Origin of the sequence: Bacillus sp. UNC322MFChir4.1 (assembly GCF_000746135.1) — a bacterium.
Classification (GTDB): Bacteria; Bacillota; Bacilli; order Bacillales; family Bacillaceae_G; genus Bacillus_A.
On record NZ_JQKQ01000035.1, the window covers coordinates 14312 to 33862 of the forward strand.

Here is a 19551-nt window from a genome sequence, read left to right on the forward strand (position 1 = left end):
AAAAAAAAGTGACCCGTACGGGATTCGAACCCGTGTTACCGCCGTGAAAGGGCGGTGTCTTAACCACTTGACCAACGGGCCACGAAAATAAAATGGTGAGCCATGAAGGACTCGAACCTTCGACCCTCTGATTAAAAGTCAGATGCTCTACCAACTGAGCTAATGGCTCATGTTCACCAATGTCATGTTTTCGTGACGACAAGAGTTATAATATCATGAAATGATATATTTGTACAATACTTTTTTATATTTTTTTATAAAAACATAAAAAAAGAACCCATTTAAATTGGGTTCTTTTTTCATATATCGTATTTTTAAGAAAAAAACAAGATTAGATACCGTATACGTTACGAACAATATTTGTTTGGCTACGGTCTGGACCAACAGAGAACATAGCTAACGGAATACCTGTTAATTGAGACACACGTTCTACATAATGTCTTGCATTTTCAGGAAGTTCAGCTAGTGTTTTTACGCCTGTAATATCTTCTGTCCAACCTGGAAGCTCTTCGTATACTGGCTCACATTTCGCTAAAATATTTAAGTTTGCTGGAACTTCGTCAATAACTTCACCGTTATATTTGTATGCAATACAAATTTTCACAGTTGGAATACCTGTTAATACGTCGATAGAGTTTAAAGACAAGTCTGTAAGACCGCTAACGCGACGAGCATGTCTTACAACAACACTATCAAACCAACCAACACGGCGTGGACGACCTGTTGTTGTACCGTATTCACGACCAACTTCACGAATTTGATTACCAACTTCATCATGAAGCTCAGTTGGGAATGGACCGTCACCTACACGGCTTGTATATGCTTTACATACACCTACTACGCGTTTAATTTTAGAAGGTCCTACACCAGAACCAATTGTTACACCACCAGCAACTGGGTTAGAAGATGTAACGAACGGGTACGTACCTTGATCAATATCAAGCATAACACCTTGTGCACCTTCAAATAATACGCGGCGTCCTTCATCTAATGCATCATTTAATACAACAGACGTATCACATACGTATTGTGCAATTCGTTGACCATATTCGAAATATTCTTCGAAAATTTCTTCTGCACTAAATCCTTCTGCATCATACATTTTTTCAAACAAACGATTTTTTTCTGCTAGAGTACGCTCAAGCTTTTCTTTAAATGCTTCACGATCTAAAAGGTCTGCCATACGAATACCTGTACGAGCAGCTTTGTCCATGTATGCAGGACCGATACCTTTTTTCGTTGTACCAATTTTATTATCACCTTTACGCTCTTCTTCTAACTCGTCTTGCTTTAAGTGATAAGGTAAGATAACATGTGCACGGTTACTAATACGTAAATTATCAGTGCTTACACCGCGATCATGTAAATATTTTAATTCCTCAAGCAAAGCTTTTGGATCTACTACCATACCGTTTCCGATAACACAAACTTTTTCTTTATAGAAAATACCAGATGGAATTAAGTGCAATTTATATTTAACACCGTTAAAAACAATTGTATGTCCTGCGTTATTTCCGCCTTGATAGCGCGCAACTACTTCTGCATGTTCAGAAAGGAAATCAGTAATTTTACCTTTTCCTTCATCGCCCCACTGTGTTCCTACAACTACTACTGAAGACATTATTCAAGCACCTCCGAAATTTTCAAACGAACTTTTCAAACAATATAATTGTACCAAAATGCAAAGAGAAGTCAATTTAAAAACGAACATTTTTTTCTCTTTTATCTTTTTTGTTCGTAAGAATTTCATTTTACGCATGAAAACATTATTTCACAAACAAAAAAAGAAACACATTTTATTATAAGAAATGTGCTTCTTTTTTATACTCTCGCTATGCTTGCTATGCATGCCCATCCTCAAAACGTCGTTCTAAGTTTACGAATTTGTTAAACTCCTTTACAAACGCCAGTTCAACCGAACCTACTGGACCATTACGCTGCTTAGCAATAATAATTTCAATTGTATTTTTATTTTCTGTTTCTCGGTCATAGTAATCTTCACGATATAAGAATGCTACTATATCAGCATCTTGCTCAATACTTCCTGACTCACGAATATCCGACATCATCGGACGCTTATCTTGACGAGATTCTACACCACGAGAAAGCTGCGATAAGGCAATAACCGGAACTTCTAGTTCACGCGCCAATCCTTTTAGTGTACGAGAAATCTCCGATACTTCTTGCTGACGGTTTTCACCAGATTTCCCGCTACCTTGAATAAGCTGCAAATAATCGATTAAAATCATTCCAAGACCATGTTCTTGTTTTAAACGTCTACATTTTGCCCGAATTTCACTAACACGAATACCTGGCGTATCATCAATAAAAATACCTGCATTTGAGAGACTGCCCATAGCCATCGTCAGTTTCGCCCAGTCTTCTGAAGTTAAAGTCCCTGTACGAAGACGCTGTGCATCAATATTCCCTTCTGCACAAAGCATACGCATAACGAGCTGGTCAGCCCCCATCTCTAAACTAAAAATCGCAACATTTTCGTCCGTTTTCGTCGCAACGTTTTGAGCAATATTTAAAGAAAATGCTGTTTTCCCTACAGATGGACGCGCCGCTACAATAATTAAATCATTGCGCTGGAAACCTGCTGTCATACGATCTAACTCGGTGAAACCCGTTGGAATTCCTGTAACTTCACCTTTTTGATTATGCAGTAATTCAATTTTATCGTAAGCTGCTACAAGAACATCTTTAATATTTTGGAAACCTTTTGTATTCGTACGCTGAGATACCTCTAATATTTTTTTCTCAGCTTCATTTAATAGACTCTCTACATCATCTTCTCGTTCATAACCATCCGACACAATATGTGTTGCTGTCCGAATAAGCCGACGCAAAATCGATTTTTCTGCGATAATGCGCGCATAATATTCTACGTTAGCAGCTGTCGGTACAGCTTCCGCTAGTTCAGCTAAATAAGAAACACCGCCAATTTCTTCTAACAAGTTTTGATCAGCAAGTGCTGCTGTTGCGGTAACTAAATCAATGGGCTCTCCTTTATCAGAAAGATCAAGCATCATTTGATAAATTTTTTGATGCGCCGTTCGATAGAAGTCTTCTGGCATTAGCATTTCCGAAGCTGATGTTAACGCTTCTTGATCAAGAAAAATGGCTCCTAATACAGCTTGTTCAGCCTCAATATTATGCGGAGGGGTACGATCAGCAAACATATCACTCATGCGCAATCCTCCTTTTCAATCTTTTCTTTATTGTTCAGTAACATGAACCTTTACTGTTGCTGTTACTTGTGGATGTAATTTCACAGTAACGTTCGTATATCCTAATGCACGAATTGCATCGTCCATTTCAAATTTACGTTTATCAAGTTTAATATTATGAGCTTTTTGTAAGCTATCTACAATTTGTTTACTTGTAATAGAACCAAATAAACGGCCGCCCTCACCTGATTTTGCTTTTAATTCTACTGTTAATTTTTCTAGCGTTTCTTTTAATTCCTTGCATTTTTCAAGCTCTAATTCTGCATCTTTTTCTTCTTTACGCTTTTTCGCATCTAATGTCTTCATATTTGCATTTGTCGCTTCAATTGCAAGTCCTTGTTTTAATAAAAAGTTATTAGCATAACCGTCTGGTACGTTTTTCATTTCCCCTTTTTTCCCTTTACCTTTTACATCTTTTAAAAAGATTACTTTCATGATTGTGTTCCTCCCTCTAAATACTCATTTATAATAGATTTTAAGTTTGCTTCTGCTTCATCAATCGATATGTCTTGTATTTGCGTTGCGGCATTTGTTAAATGGCCGCCCCCGCCTAAATTTTCCATAATAAGCTGTACATTTACTTCTCCTAAAGAGCGTCCACTAATCCCAATTACCTTTTCACCGCGCTGTGCAATTACGAAAGAGGCAATCACTCCAGTCATTGTCAGTAATGTATCAGCCGATTGGGCAATTAATACTTGATCATAAACCCCATCACCATCTACCTTTGCAATTGCAATCCCGTTTTTATAAATGTACGCATTTCGAATTGTTTTTGCAATTTGTAAATAATGGGCCATATCTTCTTTTAATAACTTTTGTACCAATATAGTATCTGCGCCGTGAGAACGAAGATATGAAGCTGCATCAAACGTACGTGCTCCGGTACGGAATGTAAAACTCTTCGTATCCACGATAATACCTGCCAGTAAAGCCGTTGCCTCTAACATATTCATTTTCAAACGCTTAGGCTGATACTCCAACAACTCTGTTACAAGTTCTGCTGTAGATGATGCATATGGCTCCATATAGACAAGCAACGGATCTTCAATGAAATCCTCACCGCGGCGATGATGATCAATCACCACAACATTTTCAATCTTATCAAGCAACCTTTTTTCCATAACCATAGATGGTTTATGCGTATCTACTACAACAAGAAGTGAATCATCATTCGCAAATTCAAGAGCCTGCTGCGGCGTAATAAAGCGAGACCATAACTCCTCATGCTGCTTAACTTCATCCATTAAACGCTTAATTCCTTTATCAGAATCATTTTCATCTAACACGATATATCCTTCTCGCTCATTCAACTGTGTTACTTTTAAAATCCCAATTGCAGCTCCAATTGCATCCATATCCGGTGCTCGGTGCCCCATAATAATGATATTGCTACTTTCTAACACAAGATCTTTTAAAGCGTGAGAAATTACACGTGCACGTACACGAGTACGTTTTTCTACGGGATTCGTCTTCCCACCATAAAACTTCACTTTCCCTGTTGCTTGTTTAATAGCCACTTGGTCTCCACCTCGGCCAAGTGCTAAATCGAGACCAGATTGCGCCATAGATCCAAGTTCTACCAGGGACAAATCACCAGAACCAACACCAATACTAAGAGTAAGGGGAATATTTCGTTTAGACGTTTCTTCACGCACTTGATCTAAAATATCAAATTTCCCTTTCTCCATTTGTGTTAAAATACTTTCATTTAACACAACAAAATATCGTTCAGATGAAGCACGTTTCAAATACGCACCATGCTTCACAGCCCATTCATTTAGTAAAGATGTAACGTGACTTGTAATATTTGTACGCAATTGATCATCTAACCCTTGCGTTACTTCATCATAGTTATCTAAATAGATAACAGCAAGTACCGTTCTTTGATCTTCATACATTTTCTCAATTTCTGTTTGCTCTGTGACATCAAAGAAATAAATTAACTTCTCTTCTTTCCTCGCAAACACACGAAATTTCCGATTGTTTAAAGACACAATATCATTAGCTGTTTCCCCTTTTGTAAATAAAAGTAAGGCTTCTGATAAATCATACAAGTGCCATCCAGCTAACGCATGTTGTCCTAAACAAGAAGATAGATATGGATTTGCCCAGTCGATTCCATAATCCTTATTATATAGTAAAATTCCAATCGGCATTTGATTGAAAGCCTCATTACTTACCTTTTTTACCCTTGTAATCGTATCATTTGTATACTTTTCAACGCTTCTTTGAAATGCAAGTTCAAATTTAATAACGAAAAAGAAGACAATACAAAAAACAACAAAGGAAATCATCCCGGTCATCCAATGAAAATAAACGAGAATCGTAATGAGTAAAAATGTTAAAAACGCCAATACATAAACAGGATACAAAAACCGCTGTTTCTTATAAAATTCAGGCATATATACAACTCCTATAAAGTGAAACTTCCATCAGGGAACTTTTCTGCCTACCCACTGATGATTAGTTGAACCAATCGGCAGTTTATCCTCTACCGATATTTAATCGGGTCAACACACTTATTCCTCGCTTACAGAGTCTAATCGTTCCATTAAACGTAGGATAAAAGCTTCAATTTCTATGCTTCGTTACAAAAAGGTTTATATTTCACATACTTATTTCATCTGTATTTTCAATCGTAACGAAAAGCCTAAATCAATTATACCTAAGATTGTCATAAGAGGAAACAAAACTGGAACAAACAACCCTACAACAAAAGTTAAGATCAGAATAGCTTTAGTATATCCTTTTGCATGTGTAAAAAAAGCAAGGAACGAAAAGCCTTGAAACAACAGCAAAAAGGTAAAAATTGTTGATAAATTTAAGAACACCATTTCTACATATGACCCTGCCTCTATTTTTGCAAAAGAAGCAAGCAAAATAATCACGACATACAACCAAACAATGCTCTTTGGAATTTGTATATCACGAAATTTAGGCCAAGATGCCGCCGTGTACTTTAATCGTTTTAAAACACGATTGGCAATTAGAATAGTAATCCAAGAAGAGAATAGCGAAGCCATAGCAAGTACAGTTGGTAAAAGCATCCCAATTGTATTAACCGCTTTTTTCAATTCAGCTAGCTGCCCTTCATTTACAGATGCACCCGCCATTTTCATAAACTTCTCGCTTTGTTCCATCGATTGTTTGAACATATCTTGCATCTGTTTCACAATATCTACATTAAAGAACTGCACGCTAACAATATACAGCAATACAAAACTTACAAGATATACAAGTGTTCCGACCAATAAAATTTCAATAACACTTTTTTTCTTTTTATACATATGTCCTAATATAACACCTGTTACTCCGAACATAAGTGTATTCGCAATACTAAGAGGCGAACTCACAATAAGCGTTACAAGAATCGCTGCCCCGAGTAGCATACAAGCACTACTTAACTGATATCTTATCGTAAAAATAAGAAATGGTAACGGCAATACAAATATAAATATAGCCCCTAAAACGGGCATATACAGAGAAGCAAGAAGCAAAATAGCATATAAAGCAAGTAATACCGCTCCTTCTGTAATGAGTCGTGTGCGCTTCATTCTCCACACCCTCTTTCTATAAAGTAAAACTTCTATCATAGTTAACAAAAAGAAGAGAATAGCAAAATGCACAGTAGAGTAATACTCTACTGTGCATTTCATACGTTATTATTCACCAACATATGGTAAAAGTGCCATTTGACGAGCACGTTTAATTGCAACTGTTAATTTGCGTTGGTATTTTGCGCTAGTACCTGTTACACGACGTGGTAAAATTTTACCACGCTCAGAAACAAAGCGTTTTAATAAATCAACATCTTTATAGTCGATGCGAGTGATGCCGTTAGATGTAAAGAAACATACTTTACGACGTTTCGCACGTCCACCTTTGCGTCCTCCTGCCATGTCCATTTCCCTCCATTTCATGTTAAAATATCCGGTCTATACCATTAGAAAGGTAAGTCATCGTCTGAAATATCAATCGGTTGACCTACATTTGCAAATGGATCGTCATTTCTAGTAAACCCGGCATTATTGCCATTGTTACCAGATTGACCAAATGGGTTTTGGGAGCCTTGATTTCCGAATCCTGCTCCCGATGGTTGCGGATTAAATGAACCACGTTGTTCACCAGCGCTACTGCGTGGCTCTAAAAATTGTACGTTCTCTGCAACCACTTCTGTTACATATACACGTTTTCCATCTTGTCCCTCATAATTACGAGTTTGAAGACGACCATCTACGCCTGCTAAACTACCTTTTTTCAAGAAGTTCGCTACATTTTCTGCTTGCTTACGCCATATAACACAGTTAATAAAGTCAGCTTCACGCTCACCTTGCTGATTAGTATATGTGCGATTAACAGCTAATGAAAAAGTAGCTACTGCAACACCGTTTGGCGTGTAACGTAAATCAGGGTCTTTAGTTAAACGACCAACGAGTAAAACGCGATTCATCAATCGAACCACTCTCCCTATATATCTTAATTATTATTCTTCATCTTTAACAACGATGTGACGAATGATGTTTTCATTGATCTTAGCTAAACGATCGAATTCTTTAACTGCTTCTGAGTTAGAATTTACGTTTAAGATCATGTAGAAACCTTCACGTAAGTCGTTGATTTCGTAAGCTAAACGACGCTTACCCCAATCTTTTGTGTTAATGATTTCTGCACCATTTTCAGTTAAAACGCCTGCAAAGCGCTCAACTAAAGCTTTTTGAGCTTCTTCTTCCATGTTTGGACGAATGATGTACATGATTTCGTACTTTTTCATTACACTTTCACCTCCTTTTGGTCTAAACGGCCCATATTGGGCAAGGAGCAATTAATTTATAGTAATTACTCACGAGTTTAGATTATATCATAGTAAGTTAGAGGAATCAACTCACGAAAACATAAAAAACTTGGCAAACTCAATGAATTTGCCAAGTTAGATACTTTATTTTTTCCTAGGAAATAAAAAATTATACATTAAAGCGGAAGTGTACAACATCTCCGTCTTTCATAATGTATTCTTTTCCTTCTAAACGTACTTTTCCAGCTTCTTTAGCAGCTGTCATAGAGCCATTTCCTACTAAATCATCATAAGATACTGTTTCTGCGCGAATAAATCCACGTTCAAAATCCGTATGAATGATTCCAGCACATTGTGGTGCTTTCATTCCCTTTTTGAATGTCCAAGCACGAACTTCTTGTACCCCAGCTGTAAAGTAAGTAGCCAGTCCTAATAAATCATAAGCTGCACGAATTAATTGATCGAGACCAGACTCTTCAATACCTAGCTCTTCAAGGAAAACCTTTTTCTCTTGTTCATCTAATTCTGCAATTTCTGATTCAATTTTTGCACAAACAACAATTACTTGTGAGTTTTCCTTCGCAGCAAACTCTTTTACAATTTGTACATATTCATTTCCAGATGGGTCGATTATATCGTCTTCAGAAACGTTTGCTACATACAGCATTTCTTTTACTGTTAATAAGTGAAGACCTTTTACTACTTTCATTTGCTCTTCAGTAAATTCAACTGTACGAGCCGGATTTCCCTCTTCAAATGCTTCTTTTAAGCGAACTAAAATTTCATGTTCAAATACAGCATCTTTATCTTTTTGTTTCGCTAATTTTGTAACGCGTTCCAGACGCTTATCAACAGATTCTAAATCCGCTAAAATAAGCTCTAAATTAATTGTTTCAATATCTGCAATTGGATCTACTTTTCCTGCTACGTGCGTAATATTCTCATCTTCAAAGCAACGAACCACTTGGCAAATTGCATCTACTTGACGAATATGAGATAAGAATTTATTTCCTAATCCTTCCCCTTTACTCGCACCTTTTACAATACCTGCGATATCTGTAAATTCAAAGACAGTTGGTACAGTTTTCTTCGGTTCTACAAGCTCAGTTAATTTATTTAAACGGTGATCTGGAACTTCTACGATTCCAACGTTTGGATCTATTGTACAGAATGGGTAGTTCGCAGATTCTGCACCTGCTTGTGTAATTGCATTAAATAATGTTGACTTACCTACGTTCGGTAATCCAACGATACCAGCCGTTAATCCCATATCATTCACTCCTATGACTCAATCTTCCATCATTATAGATAGTAACGAATAAAATGACAAGCTTCATCCAAATTTATCAAGTGAAGCAAATAGTCTTTTACAGACAATTTCTCCCCTTCTATCCTCTGCGGATTTCCTACAAATTTGAAGCGGGAATCTTCCTGCCCATTAATTGCTAATAAAAAACAGCAGCAACAATGCCACTGTTTCTTATTTCATCTATTCTTCATGTTTTACAAGTATTTTCTTCACCTTACGATCAAAATCTCTTCGAGGAATTAATACCGAATGGTTACACCCCTCGCACTTAATACGGATGTCCATTCCCATACGGATAATCTTCCAACGATTTTCACCACATGGATGAGCTTTCTTCATTTCCACTATGTCATGCAAGTTATATTCTCTTTGCTCCATTCTCTAAACTCCTCTCACCACTAATTTACTGTCTCATTCATCAGTTCTTCACGGTTATATAGAACCATACGTGGATACGGAATTTCAATCCCATGTAAATCAAGACGATTTTTAATTTCTTTGCGTAGCGCTCTCGCTACTACAAAATGTTGCATCGGTTCTACTTCAGCTGTAACCCTCAAAACAACCTCTGATGCCGCTAAACTCTGTATACCTAATAATTGCGGACGATCAACCATTTGCTCATACCTTGTTGGTAATTCATCTAACAATGTTTCAAGAACTTGTTCTGCATGTTCAATATCACTTTCATATGAAATAGCTACATCTACAAAGGCAACGCTATTACTAACAGAGAAATTTGTTACTTCCTTAATACTTCCATTTGGAATAATATGAATTTCTCCTGTCCATTTCTTCATTTTTGTTGTTCGCAGGCCAATTTCTTGAATAACTCCTTCAAATTGCCCTAAGCGTACATAGTCCCCTACTGAAAATTGATCCTCTAATAAAATAAAGAATCCAGTAATAACGTCTTTGACTAAGTTTTGTGCACCAAAACCAACCGCCAAACCAACAACCCCTGCACCAGCTAATAATCCTTTTGTATCAATTCCAAATACACCTAACAGCGCAATTATTACAATAAAAAAGATAACATATGTTAAAATGTTTTCTAATAATTTTGCTACTGTCATCGTTCGTCTTTCAGAAATTTGAATCGGCGATTTGGCCTTCATTTTGAAAGCATTCCGGATAATCACTCTGCCAAGTCGAATAACTACACTCGAAATAATAAAAATAAGTATGATTTTCAGTAAACCGAGACCGATATTCTCCCATAATCCTGCATTTAATAACCAATTTGTAAAGTCTGTATATAAGTCGTGAATTCCTTTCATCGCGACCTACCTTTCTATCTTATATTCATTATTCATTGTAACAGAATTTCTCCTATATTTTACGAAAAAAGTTCTCTCATAACACTTTTATTTTCGCATTCCATGAGGTATAAAATCACACATTTTTTTATATACTAGTACTAGTATTCTACAGAATACATGATACGCTTCATCCTTTTTATACTTTATAAATCTATATACAAGAGTGCCCTCCTCTTCTGCTCATATCTTTTAAAACACTCTTATCCCATAAGAAAATGAAGTTTCCTCTAAACGAACAGCAAAATAGTTCTTATCTTAAGAGAAATATGTAATCTGCAAAAATCAAATTTATCCCGCTACTTTAGAGCAGTAAGACTCCCATCTCAAGATTTTGAGAAAACGGTGTCCAGCTCTAGCGGCTAGATTCTTCGGTCGTTTCGCCCCCTCGGATGAGACAAAAAGTACCTCTCTGCCTTTGGTGTGGGCGTCCTGCGATTCTGAGCGAGCCACTTCCGCTTTTCTAAAGAAGACAGGTGGGAGATATAACTGATGGTTAGTTAAACTTTATATGAAATATACTAAATTCTATTAAAGGATGGATGCTTCGTGAATATTGGAAGTTTTCGTTTACCTTTTTTTGAAAAAGATTCGCAACAGATTATGTATCATGATGTAAATTGCAATCAAACAATTAGTAGTTTTCTACTTTCTCATCTCCCAATCGAACAAAACTCTCCACTTATCATACTGTGTATTGGAACAGATCGCTCAACTGGTGATGCATTAGGGCCCCTTGTCGGCTCAAAACTACAGGATTATAACATCCAAAATTTTCATTTATACGGGACACTAGAATCACCCGTCCATGCTTTAAACTTGGAAGAAACAATTACAGAAATACACAAATCATTTATGAATCCCTTTATTATTGCGATTGATGCTTGTCTAGGGAAATCACAAAATATTGGTTCAATTACAGTTGGAACAGGTCCTAGTAAACCTGGAGCAGCTATGAATAAAAACCTTCCCTCAATTGGTGATATGCATATTCATGGTATTGTAAATTTAAATGGATTTATGGAGTTTTTTGTCCTACAAAATACAAGACTAAATCTTGTTATGAAAATGGCTACCGGCATTGCAGAAAGTATTATTGAAACTGATAAAAAAATTGCGGTAATGAAAAAAATAAACCATCTATAACTGAAGATGGTTTATTTTTTATCATTCTCCCGCTAAAAGTTCTAAAATACGTTGCAAGTCATCTTTATTGAAAAATTGAATTTCGATTTTTCCTTTTTCTTGTTTTGTTTCCTTAATTTTCACGGATGTTCCAAATCGATCTCGCAACACCGTCTCTTGTTCCTCAAAGAAGATATTTTTTTGTGGTTTTTGTCTCTTTGTTTCACGTGAAACATACTCATTCATTTGCTGAATAATTTGTTCCAACTGACGGACATTTAACCCTTCTTCTTTAATTCGTTGCAATAAATTATTGATTTTTGTTTTATCTTTTAATGCAAGTAGTGTTCGTCCATGTCCCATAGAAATACTTCCATTGGCAATCATATCTTGTACGAAAGGTGGGAGGGTAAGTAAACGAATGTGGTTTGCAATATGCGGTCTGCTTTTTCCAAGCCGCTTTGCTAACTGTTCTTGTGTTATCTTAAGCTCCTCCATGAGCATTTGATAAGCTAATGCTTCTTCAATTGGCGATAAATCTTCGCGTTGCAAATTCTCTAGTAACGCAAACTCCATCATTTGTTGATCATTTAACTCTCGAACCACGGCAGGAACTGTTTTAAGATCTGCTTCTTTTGCAGCACGAAATCTCCGTTCTCCTGCAACGATTTCATACCCCTTAATACTTTTCCGAACGATAAGAGGTTGTAAAATTCCATGTTCTTTAATAGATAACGCTAATTCTTGAATTGCTTCATTATGAAAATATTTACGCGGCTGATACGGGTTAGGACGCAATTGATTTATCTGCAATTCTTGAATTGTTTCTCCCTCTTTCACATCTAAATCTGGAAAAAACGCATTAATTCCTCTTCCTAGTCCTTTAGCCACCTGCAATCACTTCCTTTGCTAAATCTAAATACACTTCTGCCCCCCTTGACTTAGCATCATACATCATAATTGGTTTTCCATGACTCGGTGCTTCACTTAAACGTACATTACGCGGAATAATAGATCTATATACTTTATCTCGGAAGTATTTCTTCACTTCATCAATTACTTGTAGTCCTAAATTTGTACGAGCATCTAGCATTGTTAGTAAAACACCTTGAATTGCTAAATTTTTGTTTAAATGCTTTTGTACAAGACGAACTGTATTTAATAATTGACTTAACCCCTCTAGGGCGTAGTATTCACATTGAACAGGAATAATAACAGAATCTGCAGCAGTTAATGCATTAATGGTTAATAAACCTAAAGATGGGGGACAATCAATAATAATATAATCATATTCATCACGAATTGGCTGCAGCGCACGCTGCAGGCGAACTTCCCGGGAAATTGTCGGTACAAGTTCTATCTCGGCTCCTGCTAGTTGAATGGTAGCAGGGAGTACATCTAAATTCTCAGTTTTTGTTCGCTGTATAACTACACGAACATCCATGTCTTCTACAAGCACATTGTAAATACATTCATTTAACTCTGATTTTTCAATTCCGACTCCTGTCGTTGCATTCCCTTGTGCATCAATATCAACAAGAAGTACTTTTTTTCCTACTTGCGCCAATCCAGCTCCTAAATTTACCGATGTTGTTGTCTTTCCAACTCCACCTTTTTGATTAGCAATGGCAATGATTTTTCCCATGATGTCACCTACTTTCAACCTTTATATCTTTTTCTGCAAATGATTACTTTCATTTTAACATGAAATAATCATGCTTCTTTATTCTTCTGTATATTAAACTTCAAAATTTATTTACAAACTCCTTCTTAATTTTAAAAGAAAATATAGTACTTATACAGTGAAACCTCCATCAATGGGATGCTTTATTCCCCACTGATGGTTAGCCCACCCAATCGGGCGCATGCCAGCAGCTTTCTTCCCTGCTCTTCTCCAGCCTTTACTGCCCACGAATAGTGGGATAAAAATGGACTTATACCTTGCTTCCTTTCTTTGTTTTAAAACTTTGCGCGTGGCAAGAAAAGGTCCTGACCGCTCCTATACATAACCAGTCCCCCCTGACCATTTAAAAAATTGCTTTTCTGCCTTTTTTCATAGAGTTACTAGTTTTTAATGCATGACAAAACAAAAAGACCTCTACCGACGGTTTGAGGTCTTTCTATTTTCTTACTTCTTCTTTGGAATTTTAATTGTAATTTGATAGTATTCATCAAATTCTTCTTCTTCTGAATTTACATTTAAACCACTATTCGCAACCATTTGTAAAGATTGACGAATCGTATTCATTGCAATACGCATATCGCGACTTACCGCTTTTTGTTTTGCTTTTCGTTTCGGCTTCGTTTCTTCTAACAATTTAGCAATTCTATCTTCTGTTTGCTTCACATTCAATTGCTTTTCAATGATTTCTTGTAAAATTGTTAATTGAATCTCTTTATTTTTAAGTGGAATAAGAGCACGAGCATGACGTTCTGTAATACTCTTCTCTAATAGAGCTTGTTTAATTTCTTCAGGTAATTTTAATAGTCTCAACTTGTTCGCAATTGTAGATTGTCCTTTACCTAGTCGCTGTGCTAATGCTTCTTGCGTTAAATTATGTAATTCAATTAACTTTTGATAAGCAACAGCTTCTTCAATTGCTGTAAGTTCCTCTCGTTGCAAGTTTTCAATTAAAGCAACAGAAGCAGTCTCAGTATCGTTCAAATTTTTTATAATAGCCGGAACAGTTTCCCAACCTAATTTTGTAGCAGCTCGAAAACGTCTTTCACCAGCAATAATCTCATATTTTCCCTCGCCATACTGCCGAACAACAATTGGTTGAATTAATCCATGTGTATGAATTGTAAGAGCAAGCTCTTCAATACGCGCATCATCAAAAATTGTCCGTGGCTGATAGCGATTAGGAACGATATTTGCTAACGAAATTTGTTTGATTTCTTCATGGCTTTCTTCTTGTAGTGCTAATTCAGCCTCTTTATCTCCAAAGCCAAATAAACGAGAAAATGTGTTTTTCATACATATTCCACCACCTTGAATCCTATTGAATACTCTATACAAAAATGTTTCATGTGAAACATTTACGTTCTTATTCCACAGTAACGGACAGTAATATCCCCATCTCAAAATTTCCTCATACATAAAGTTAGGCAGGTAAAAATAAACTGTCCACAAAAGCCCAATTTGTTGAACTAGCGATTAGTAAGAGGTTCAGCTTCCCTACTAATCAAAGTTTCCCTTTATTTCTTTCGCTCTAACGGGCAGTAAGCCCACGCCTCAATATTGTAAGAAATCTAAAAAGATAGGTGGTGGATAACTGCCTGTAAAAGCTCGATTCGTTCAACTAAGCATCAGTGCTAATAAACAAGCTTACTGATATATAACTTAATCTTACGTCTAATAAGATTTATTTTTCAATAGGTAATTTATTCGGTGTTCCTGGCTTACGCGGATATTTCTTTGGCGTTTTTCTCTTTTTATCAATCAATAAAATGTTACGTTCGCTTTCCTCGAATGGTAATTGGAACGTAGACATCTCTTTTAATTCCCCACCAAGCACTTGCAGAGCATACTTACCATTTTCAATTTCTTCGTTTGCAGCTGCACCTTTCATTGCAATAAATGTTCCTCCTACTTTCACAAGCGGTAGGCACAATTCACTTAAGACAGAAAGGCGAGCAACAGCGCGTGCCATTACAATATCAAAAGATTCACGTACTCCTTCTTTTTGTCCAAATGTTTCTGCACGATCATGACAAAACGCTACGTCTTGTAATTCTAATTTTGTTGCTAAATGATTTAAAAACGTAATACGCTTTTGCAAAGAATCGACAATTGTAATTTTTAAATTTGGAAAACATATTTTTAATGGAATACTCGGGAACCCTGCCCCTGCGCCAACATCACAAATAGAAAATGGTTTTGAAAAATCATAATAAAAAGCAGCTGTAATAGAATCAAAAAAGTGTTTTAAATACACATCTTCTTTCTCTGTAATTGCAGTTAAGTTCATTTTTTCATTCCATTCAACTAATGTTTCAAAATAGATTTCAAATTGTTCTAACTGCCTAGCAGAAAGAGTAATCCCTCTTTCCACTAGCATAGATTGAAATTGTTCTATATTCATCTCGCTATATCTCCTGACTATTTATTGGTTCGATACTCGTGCAATTTTTCCTTGTTCTATATACACAAGTAAAATGGAAATATCAGCTGGATTTACCCCAGAAATACGAGATGCTTGCCCCATAGATAGCGGACGGACATCTTTTAATTTTTGACGTGCTTCAGAAGCTATTCCAGAAATTGCATCATAATCAATATCAACCGGAATCTTTTTGCTTTCCATACGTTTCATACGTTCTACTTGTTGTAAAGATTTTTCAATATATCCTTCATATTTAAGCTGGATCTCAACTTGCTCTGCTACTTCATCACTAACTTCTACTTCACTTGGAGCAAGAAGATGGATATGCTCATATGTCATTTCTGGACGGCGTAATAAATCACTCGCACGTATACCATCCTTTAGTTCACTTCCGCCAGCTCCGCGGATAAGTTCTTGTACTTCAGGACGCGGCTTAATAATAATACTTGCTAAACGTTCTTTTTCTTTTTCAATTTTCTCTTTCTTTGCTGTAAAACGTTCATATCGTTCTTCTGGAATCAACCCAATTTCATGCCCAGTCTCTGTTAAACGCAGGTCCGCATTGTCATGACGTAATAATAATCGATATTCTGCACGGGACGTTAACAAGCGATATGGCTCATTTGTACCTTTTGTAACTAAATCATCGATTAAAACACCAATGTATGCATCTGAACGATTTAAAATCACTTCTTTTTTACCTAATGAACGACACGCAGCATTAATACCGGCCATTAAACCTTGCCCTGCCGCTTCTTCATAACCAGAAGTTCCATTAATTTGACCCGCTGTATATAAATTTTGTATTTTCTTTGTTTCAAGTGTTGGCCAAAGCTGCGTTGGTACAATTGCATCATATTCAATTGCATATCCTGTGCGCATCATTTCTACGTTCTCTAGGCCAGGAATGGTCTTTAACATCTCACGTTGTACATCTTCTGGTAAACTTGTTGATAAACCTTGTACGTATACTTCTTGTGTATTGCGACCTTCTGGCTCTAAGAAAATTTGATGACGCGGCTTATCGTGGAAACGAACAACCTTATCTTCAATAGAAGGACAGTATCGTGGGCCTGTTCCTTTGATCATGCCCGAATACATAGCAGAACGATGTAAGTTTCCATCGATTAAACGATGCGTTTCTTCACTTGTGTATGTTAACCAGCATGGAATTTGATCCATGATGAACTTTGTTGTTTCAAAAGAGAATGAACGCGGTATATCATCACCTGGCTGAATTTCTGTTTTGCTATAATCAATTGTACGACTATCTACACGCGGAGGCGTACCCGTTTTAAAACGAACTAGTTCAAACCCAAGCTCTTCTAAATGCTCCGATAATTTCACAGATGGTTGTTGATTATTTGGACCGCTTGAATATTTTAAATTCCCAACAATAATTTCACCGCGTAAAAACGTACCAGTTGTAATAACAACTGTTTTCGCTGTATATTCTCCTCCAGTTTGTGTAACAACGCCTTTACATACACCATCTTCCACAACTAAGCGTTCAACCATTGCTTGACACAATGTTAAATTTGGCGTTTCTTCGATTGTTTTTTTCAATTCATGCTGATACGCAAATTTATCTGCTTGGGCACGAAGTGCACGTACTGCTGGACCTTTCCCAGTGTTTAACATACGCATTTGAATATGCGTTTTATCAATATTTCTTCCCATCTCGCCGCCAAGTGCATCAATTTCACGAACAACAATTCCTTTTGCAGGTCCACCAACTGAAGGGTTACACGGCATAAATGCGACCATATCTAAGTTAATTGTTAACATTAATGTTTTTGCTCCCATACGAGCTGCTGCCAAACCAGCTTCACATCCTGCATGGCCTGCACCGATTACAATCACATCATAAGAACCAGCATTGTATCCCACTTTCCATTCCTCCTTACAATTACTTTCCTAAACAAAATTGAGAGAATAACTGATCGATTAAGCTTTCGTGTACAGTGTCTCCCGTAATTTCACCGAGTATTTCCCATGTTCTTGTTAAATCAATCTGTACCATATCAATTGGCACGCCGCTGTGAATAGCCGCAATTGCATCACCAATCGTCTTTTCTGCTTGTGTTAATAAACCAATGTGACGAGCATTCGATACATATGTCATATCAGTCGCTTCAATTGCTCCTTCAAAGAAGAGATCGGCAATTGCCCGTTCTAGCTCATCTACACCTTTCTCTTCAAGTAAAGCTGTTGTAATAACACGAGCTGAACCCGCCAATTTTCCAACGTACTCCATGTCAATTTGCTGCGGTAAATCTGTTTTATTTACAATGACGATAAAGTCTTTTCCTTGTACCGCTCGGAATAACTCTTCATCCTCACTTGTTAACGCTTCGCTATAATTTACAACAAGAAGAACTAAATCTGCTTTATTCATCATCTCTTTTGAGCGTTCGACACCAATTTGTTCTACAATATCATCTGTCTCACGAATACCAGCTGTATCAATCAATTTAAGCGGTACACCGCGCACGTTCACATATTCTTCAATAACATCTCGAGTTGTTCCTGCTATATCTGTTACAATTGCCTTCTTTTCCTGTACAAGGCTATTTAATAGCGATGACTTTCCAACATTCGGTCTTCCAATAATAGCCGTTGCAATTCCTTCGCGCAAAATCTTCCCTTGCTTTGAAGTTTGTAACAACTTTTCAATTTCTGACTTAACATAAGTCGCCTTCTCAATTAAAACACCATGCGTCATTTCTTCTACGTCATCGTATTCCGGATAATCAATGTTCACTTCAACATGAGCTAACGTTTCTAAAATCTCTTGTCGCAAACGACCAATTAATTTTGATAATCGGCCTTCCATTTGATTAATCGCAACATTCATTGCACGATCTGTTTTAGCACGAATTAAATCCATAACCGCTTCTGCTTGCGATAAGTCAATACGCCCATTTAAAAAAGCACGCTTTGTAAATTCTCCAGGCTCTGCCAAGCGAACACCTTGTGATAAAATAAGCTGTAATACTTTATTTACAGAAACAAGGCCACCATGACAATTTACCTCAACAATATCCTCACGCGTAAATGTCTTTGGTGCCCGCATAATCGAAACCATAACTTCTTCAATCACTTTATTTGTATCTAAATCCACAATATGCCCATACTGAATTGTATGAGATGGAACTGTCGTTAAATCTTTTCCTTTAAAAATACGGTTTACCTTTTCTACCGCATCATCTCCACTTACTCGAACAATGGCAATTGCACCTTCCCCAAGAGCTGTGGAAATCGCAGCAATTGTATCAAATTCCATGTTCTTTCACCTCACTTGCTTATTTCTCTATATTTCAACACGATTTTTTCTTTCACTAAATTATTAGGATACCATAACGAAACTTCGTAAAAAAGAATAATAACTTATTTTATTATGTCCTCACCTAAATCGCACTAAACTTATGCACAGTGGATAAGTTTAGTGCGATTTTTTTATCCACAGATCATTTCTCTGTCTTCATATTTTATCCAGTAAAAAACCGGCACTCAAACGAGTTACCGGTTTATCCCGCTATTCGCGGGCAGTAATATTCCCACCTCAAATTTTGGTGAAAGCATTGTCCAGTTCTAGTGGCTAGAATGTTCGGTGGCTTCGCCTCTTCCTAACATTCTGGACGAGCCACTTCCACTTTTCTTA

18 protein-coding genes and 2 tRNA genes are annotated in these 19551 nt (G+C 36.8%); 1 reads left to right on the forward strand and 19 read right to left on the reverse strand.

Going from position 1 to position 19551, the window contains the following annotated elements:
- Nucleotides 1-9: 9 nt before the first annotated feature.
- From BR72_RS13950 to BR72_RS14010, 13 genes are all read right to left on the reverse strand, one after another.
- Nucleotides 10-81 (reverse strand) — tRNA-Glu (locus BR72_RS13950).
- 12 nt (nucleotides 82-93) lie between these two features.
- Nucleotides 94-169, reverse strand: a tRNA-Lys gene (locus BR72_RS13955).
- Nucleotides 170-331: 162 nt separating this feature from the next.
- Nucleotides 332-1621: an adenylosuccinate synthase gene (locus BR72_RS13960; RefSeq protein ID WP_035433787.1), complete on the reverse strand. Its 1290-nt coding sequence runs from the start codon at nucleotides 1619-1621 to the stop codon at nucleotides 332-334.
- A 220-nt stretch (nucleotides 1622-1841) separates the two neighbouring features.
- Nucleotides 1842-3194 carry a replicative DNA helicase gene (gene dnaB, locus BR72_RS13965; protein ID WP_035433788.1) on the reverse strand — a complete coding sequence of 451 codons (1353 nt, stop codon included), beginning with the start codon at nucleotides 3192-3194 and terminating at the stop codon, nucleotides 1842-1844.
- 27 nt (nucleotides 3195-3221) lie between these two features.
- Nucleotides 3222-3668 carry a 50S ribosomal protein L9 gene (rplI, locus tag BR72_RS13970; RefSeq protein WP_035433790.1) on the reverse strand — a complete coding sequence of 149 codons (447 nt, stop codon included), beginning with the start codon at nucleotides 3666-3668 and terminating at the stop codon, nucleotides 3222-3224.
- Nucleotides 3665-5638 (reverse strand): DHH family phosphoesterase, encoded by a 1974-nt coding sequence (locus BR72_RS13975; RefSeq protein ID WP_035433792.1) that lies wholly within the window; start codon nucleotides 5636-5638, stop codon nucleotides 3665-3667. The genes rplI and BR72_RS13975 overlap by 4 nt, the downstream gene beginning before the upstream one ends.
- Nucleotides 5639-5851: 213 nt before the next feature.
- Nucleotides 5852-6790 (reverse strand): YybS family protein, encoded by a 939-nt coding sequence (locus BR72_RS13980; protein ID WP_035433794.1) that lies wholly within the window; start codon nucleotides 6788-6790, stop codon nucleotides 5852-5854.
- A gap of 108 nt (nucleotides 6791-6898) precedes the next feature.
- Nucleotides 6899-7135 carry a 30S ribosomal protein S18 gene (rpsR, locus tag BR72_RS13985; protein ID WP_020059677.1) on the reverse strand — a complete coding sequence of 79 codons (237 nt, stop codon included), beginning with the start codon at nucleotides 7133-7135 and terminating at the stop codon, nucleotides 6899-6901.
- A gap of 44 nt (nucleotides 7136-7179) precedes the next feature.
- On the reverse strand, nucleotides 7180-7689 hold the full coding sequence (ssb, locus tag BR72_RS13990; RefSeq protein ID WP_035433797.1) for a single-stranded DNA-binding protein: 510 nt from the start codon (nucleotides 7687-7689) through the stop codon (nucleotides 7180-7182).
- 30 nt (nucleotides 7690-7719) lie between these two features.
- The gene (rpsF, locus tag BR72_RS13995; RefSeq protein ID WP_035433799.1) at nucleotides 7720-8007 is read right to left on the reverse strand and encodes a 30S ribosomal protein S6; all 288 of its coding nucleotides are present in this window, start codon (nucleotides 8005-8007) and stop codon (nucleotides 7720-7722) included.
- A gap of 190 nt (nucleotides 8008-8197) precedes the next feature.
- The gene (gene ychF, locus BR72_RS14000) at nucleotides 8198-9298 is read right to left on the reverse strand and encodes a redox-regulated ATPase YchF (protein ID WP_035433801.1); all 1101 of its coding nucleotides are present in this window, start codon (nucleotides 9296-9298) and stop codon (nucleotides 8198-8200) included.
- 219 nt (nucleotides 9299-9517) lie between these two features.
- On the reverse strand, nucleotides 9518-9715 hold the full coding sequence (locus BR72_RS14005; RefSeq protein ID WP_035433803.1) for a DUF951 domain-containing protein: 198 nt from the start codon (nucleotides 9713-9715) through the stop codon (nucleotides 9518-9520).
- A gap of 20 nt (nucleotides 9716-9735) precedes the next feature.
- A complete protein-coding gene (locus tag BR72_RS14010; RefSeq protein WP_035433805.1) occupies nucleotides 9736-10617 on the reverse strand; it encodes a mechanosensitive ion channel family protein in 882 nt (293 codons plus the stop codon).
- A 588-nt stretch (nucleotides 10618-11205) separates the two neighbouring features.
- Between BR72_RS14010 and yyaC the strand changes: the two genes are divergently transcribed.
- Nucleotides 11206-11802 carry a spore protease YyaC gene (gene yyaC, locus BR72_RS14015; RefSeq protein ID WP_035433807.1) on the forward strand — a complete coding sequence of 199 codons (597 nt, stop codon included), beginning with the start codon at nucleotides 11206-11208 and terminating at the stop codon, nucleotides 11800-11802.
- Between the two features lie 21 nt (nucleotides 11803-11823).
- Here the strand turns inward: yyaC and BR72_RS14020 are convergent, their stop codons facing one another.
- The 6 genes from BR72_RS14020 to mnmE form a co-directional block, all read right to left on the reverse strand.
- On the reverse strand, nucleotides 11824-12672 hold the full coding sequence (locus tag BR72_RS14020; protein ID WP_177206959.1) for a ParB/RepB/Spo0J family partition protein: 849 nt from the start codon (nucleotides 12670-12672) through the stop codon (nucleotides 11824-11826).
- Nucleotides 12665-13426: a sporulation initiation inhibitor protein Soj gene (soj, locus tag BR72_RS14025; protein WP_035433811.1), complete on the reverse strand. Its 762-nt coding sequence runs from the start codon at nucleotides 13424-13426 to the stop codon at nucleotides 12665-12667. Before soj ends, BR72_RS14020 begins: the two co-directional genes overlap by 8 nt.
- A 483-nt stretch (nucleotides 13427-13909) precedes the next feature.
- Nucleotides 13910-14758: a nucleoid occlusion protein gene (noc, locus tag BR72_RS14030; RefSeq protein WP_035433813.1), complete on the reverse strand. Its 849-nt coding sequence runs from the start codon at nucleotides 14756-14758 to the stop codon at nucleotides 13910-13912.
- A gap of 388 nt (nucleotides 14759-15146) precedes the next feature.
- Nucleotides 15147-15866, reverse strand: coding sequence for a 16S rRNA (guanine(527)-N(7))-methyltransferase RsmG (gene rsmG, locus BR72_RS14035; RefSeq protein ID WP_035433815.1), 720 nt, complete (start codon nucleotides 15864-15866; stop codon nucleotides 15147-15149).
- Nucleotides 15867-15887: 21 nt separating this feature from the next.
- A complete protein-coding gene (mnmG, locus tag BR72_RS14040) occupies nucleotides 15888-17777 on the reverse strand; it encodes a tRNA uridine-5-carboxymethylaminomethyl(34) synthesis enzyme MnmG (RefSeq protein WP_035433817.1) in 1890 nt (629 codons plus the stop codon).
- Between the two features lie 19 nt (nucleotides 17778-17796).
- Complete coding sequence (mnmE, locus tag BR72_RS14045; protein ID WP_035433819.1) at nucleotides 17797-19173, reverse strand: tRNA uridine-5-carboxymethylaminomethyl(34) synthesis GTPase MnmE; 1377 nt, start codon at nucleotides 19171-19173, stop codon at nucleotides 17797-17799.
- Nucleotides 19174-19551 lie beyond the last annotated feature (378 nt).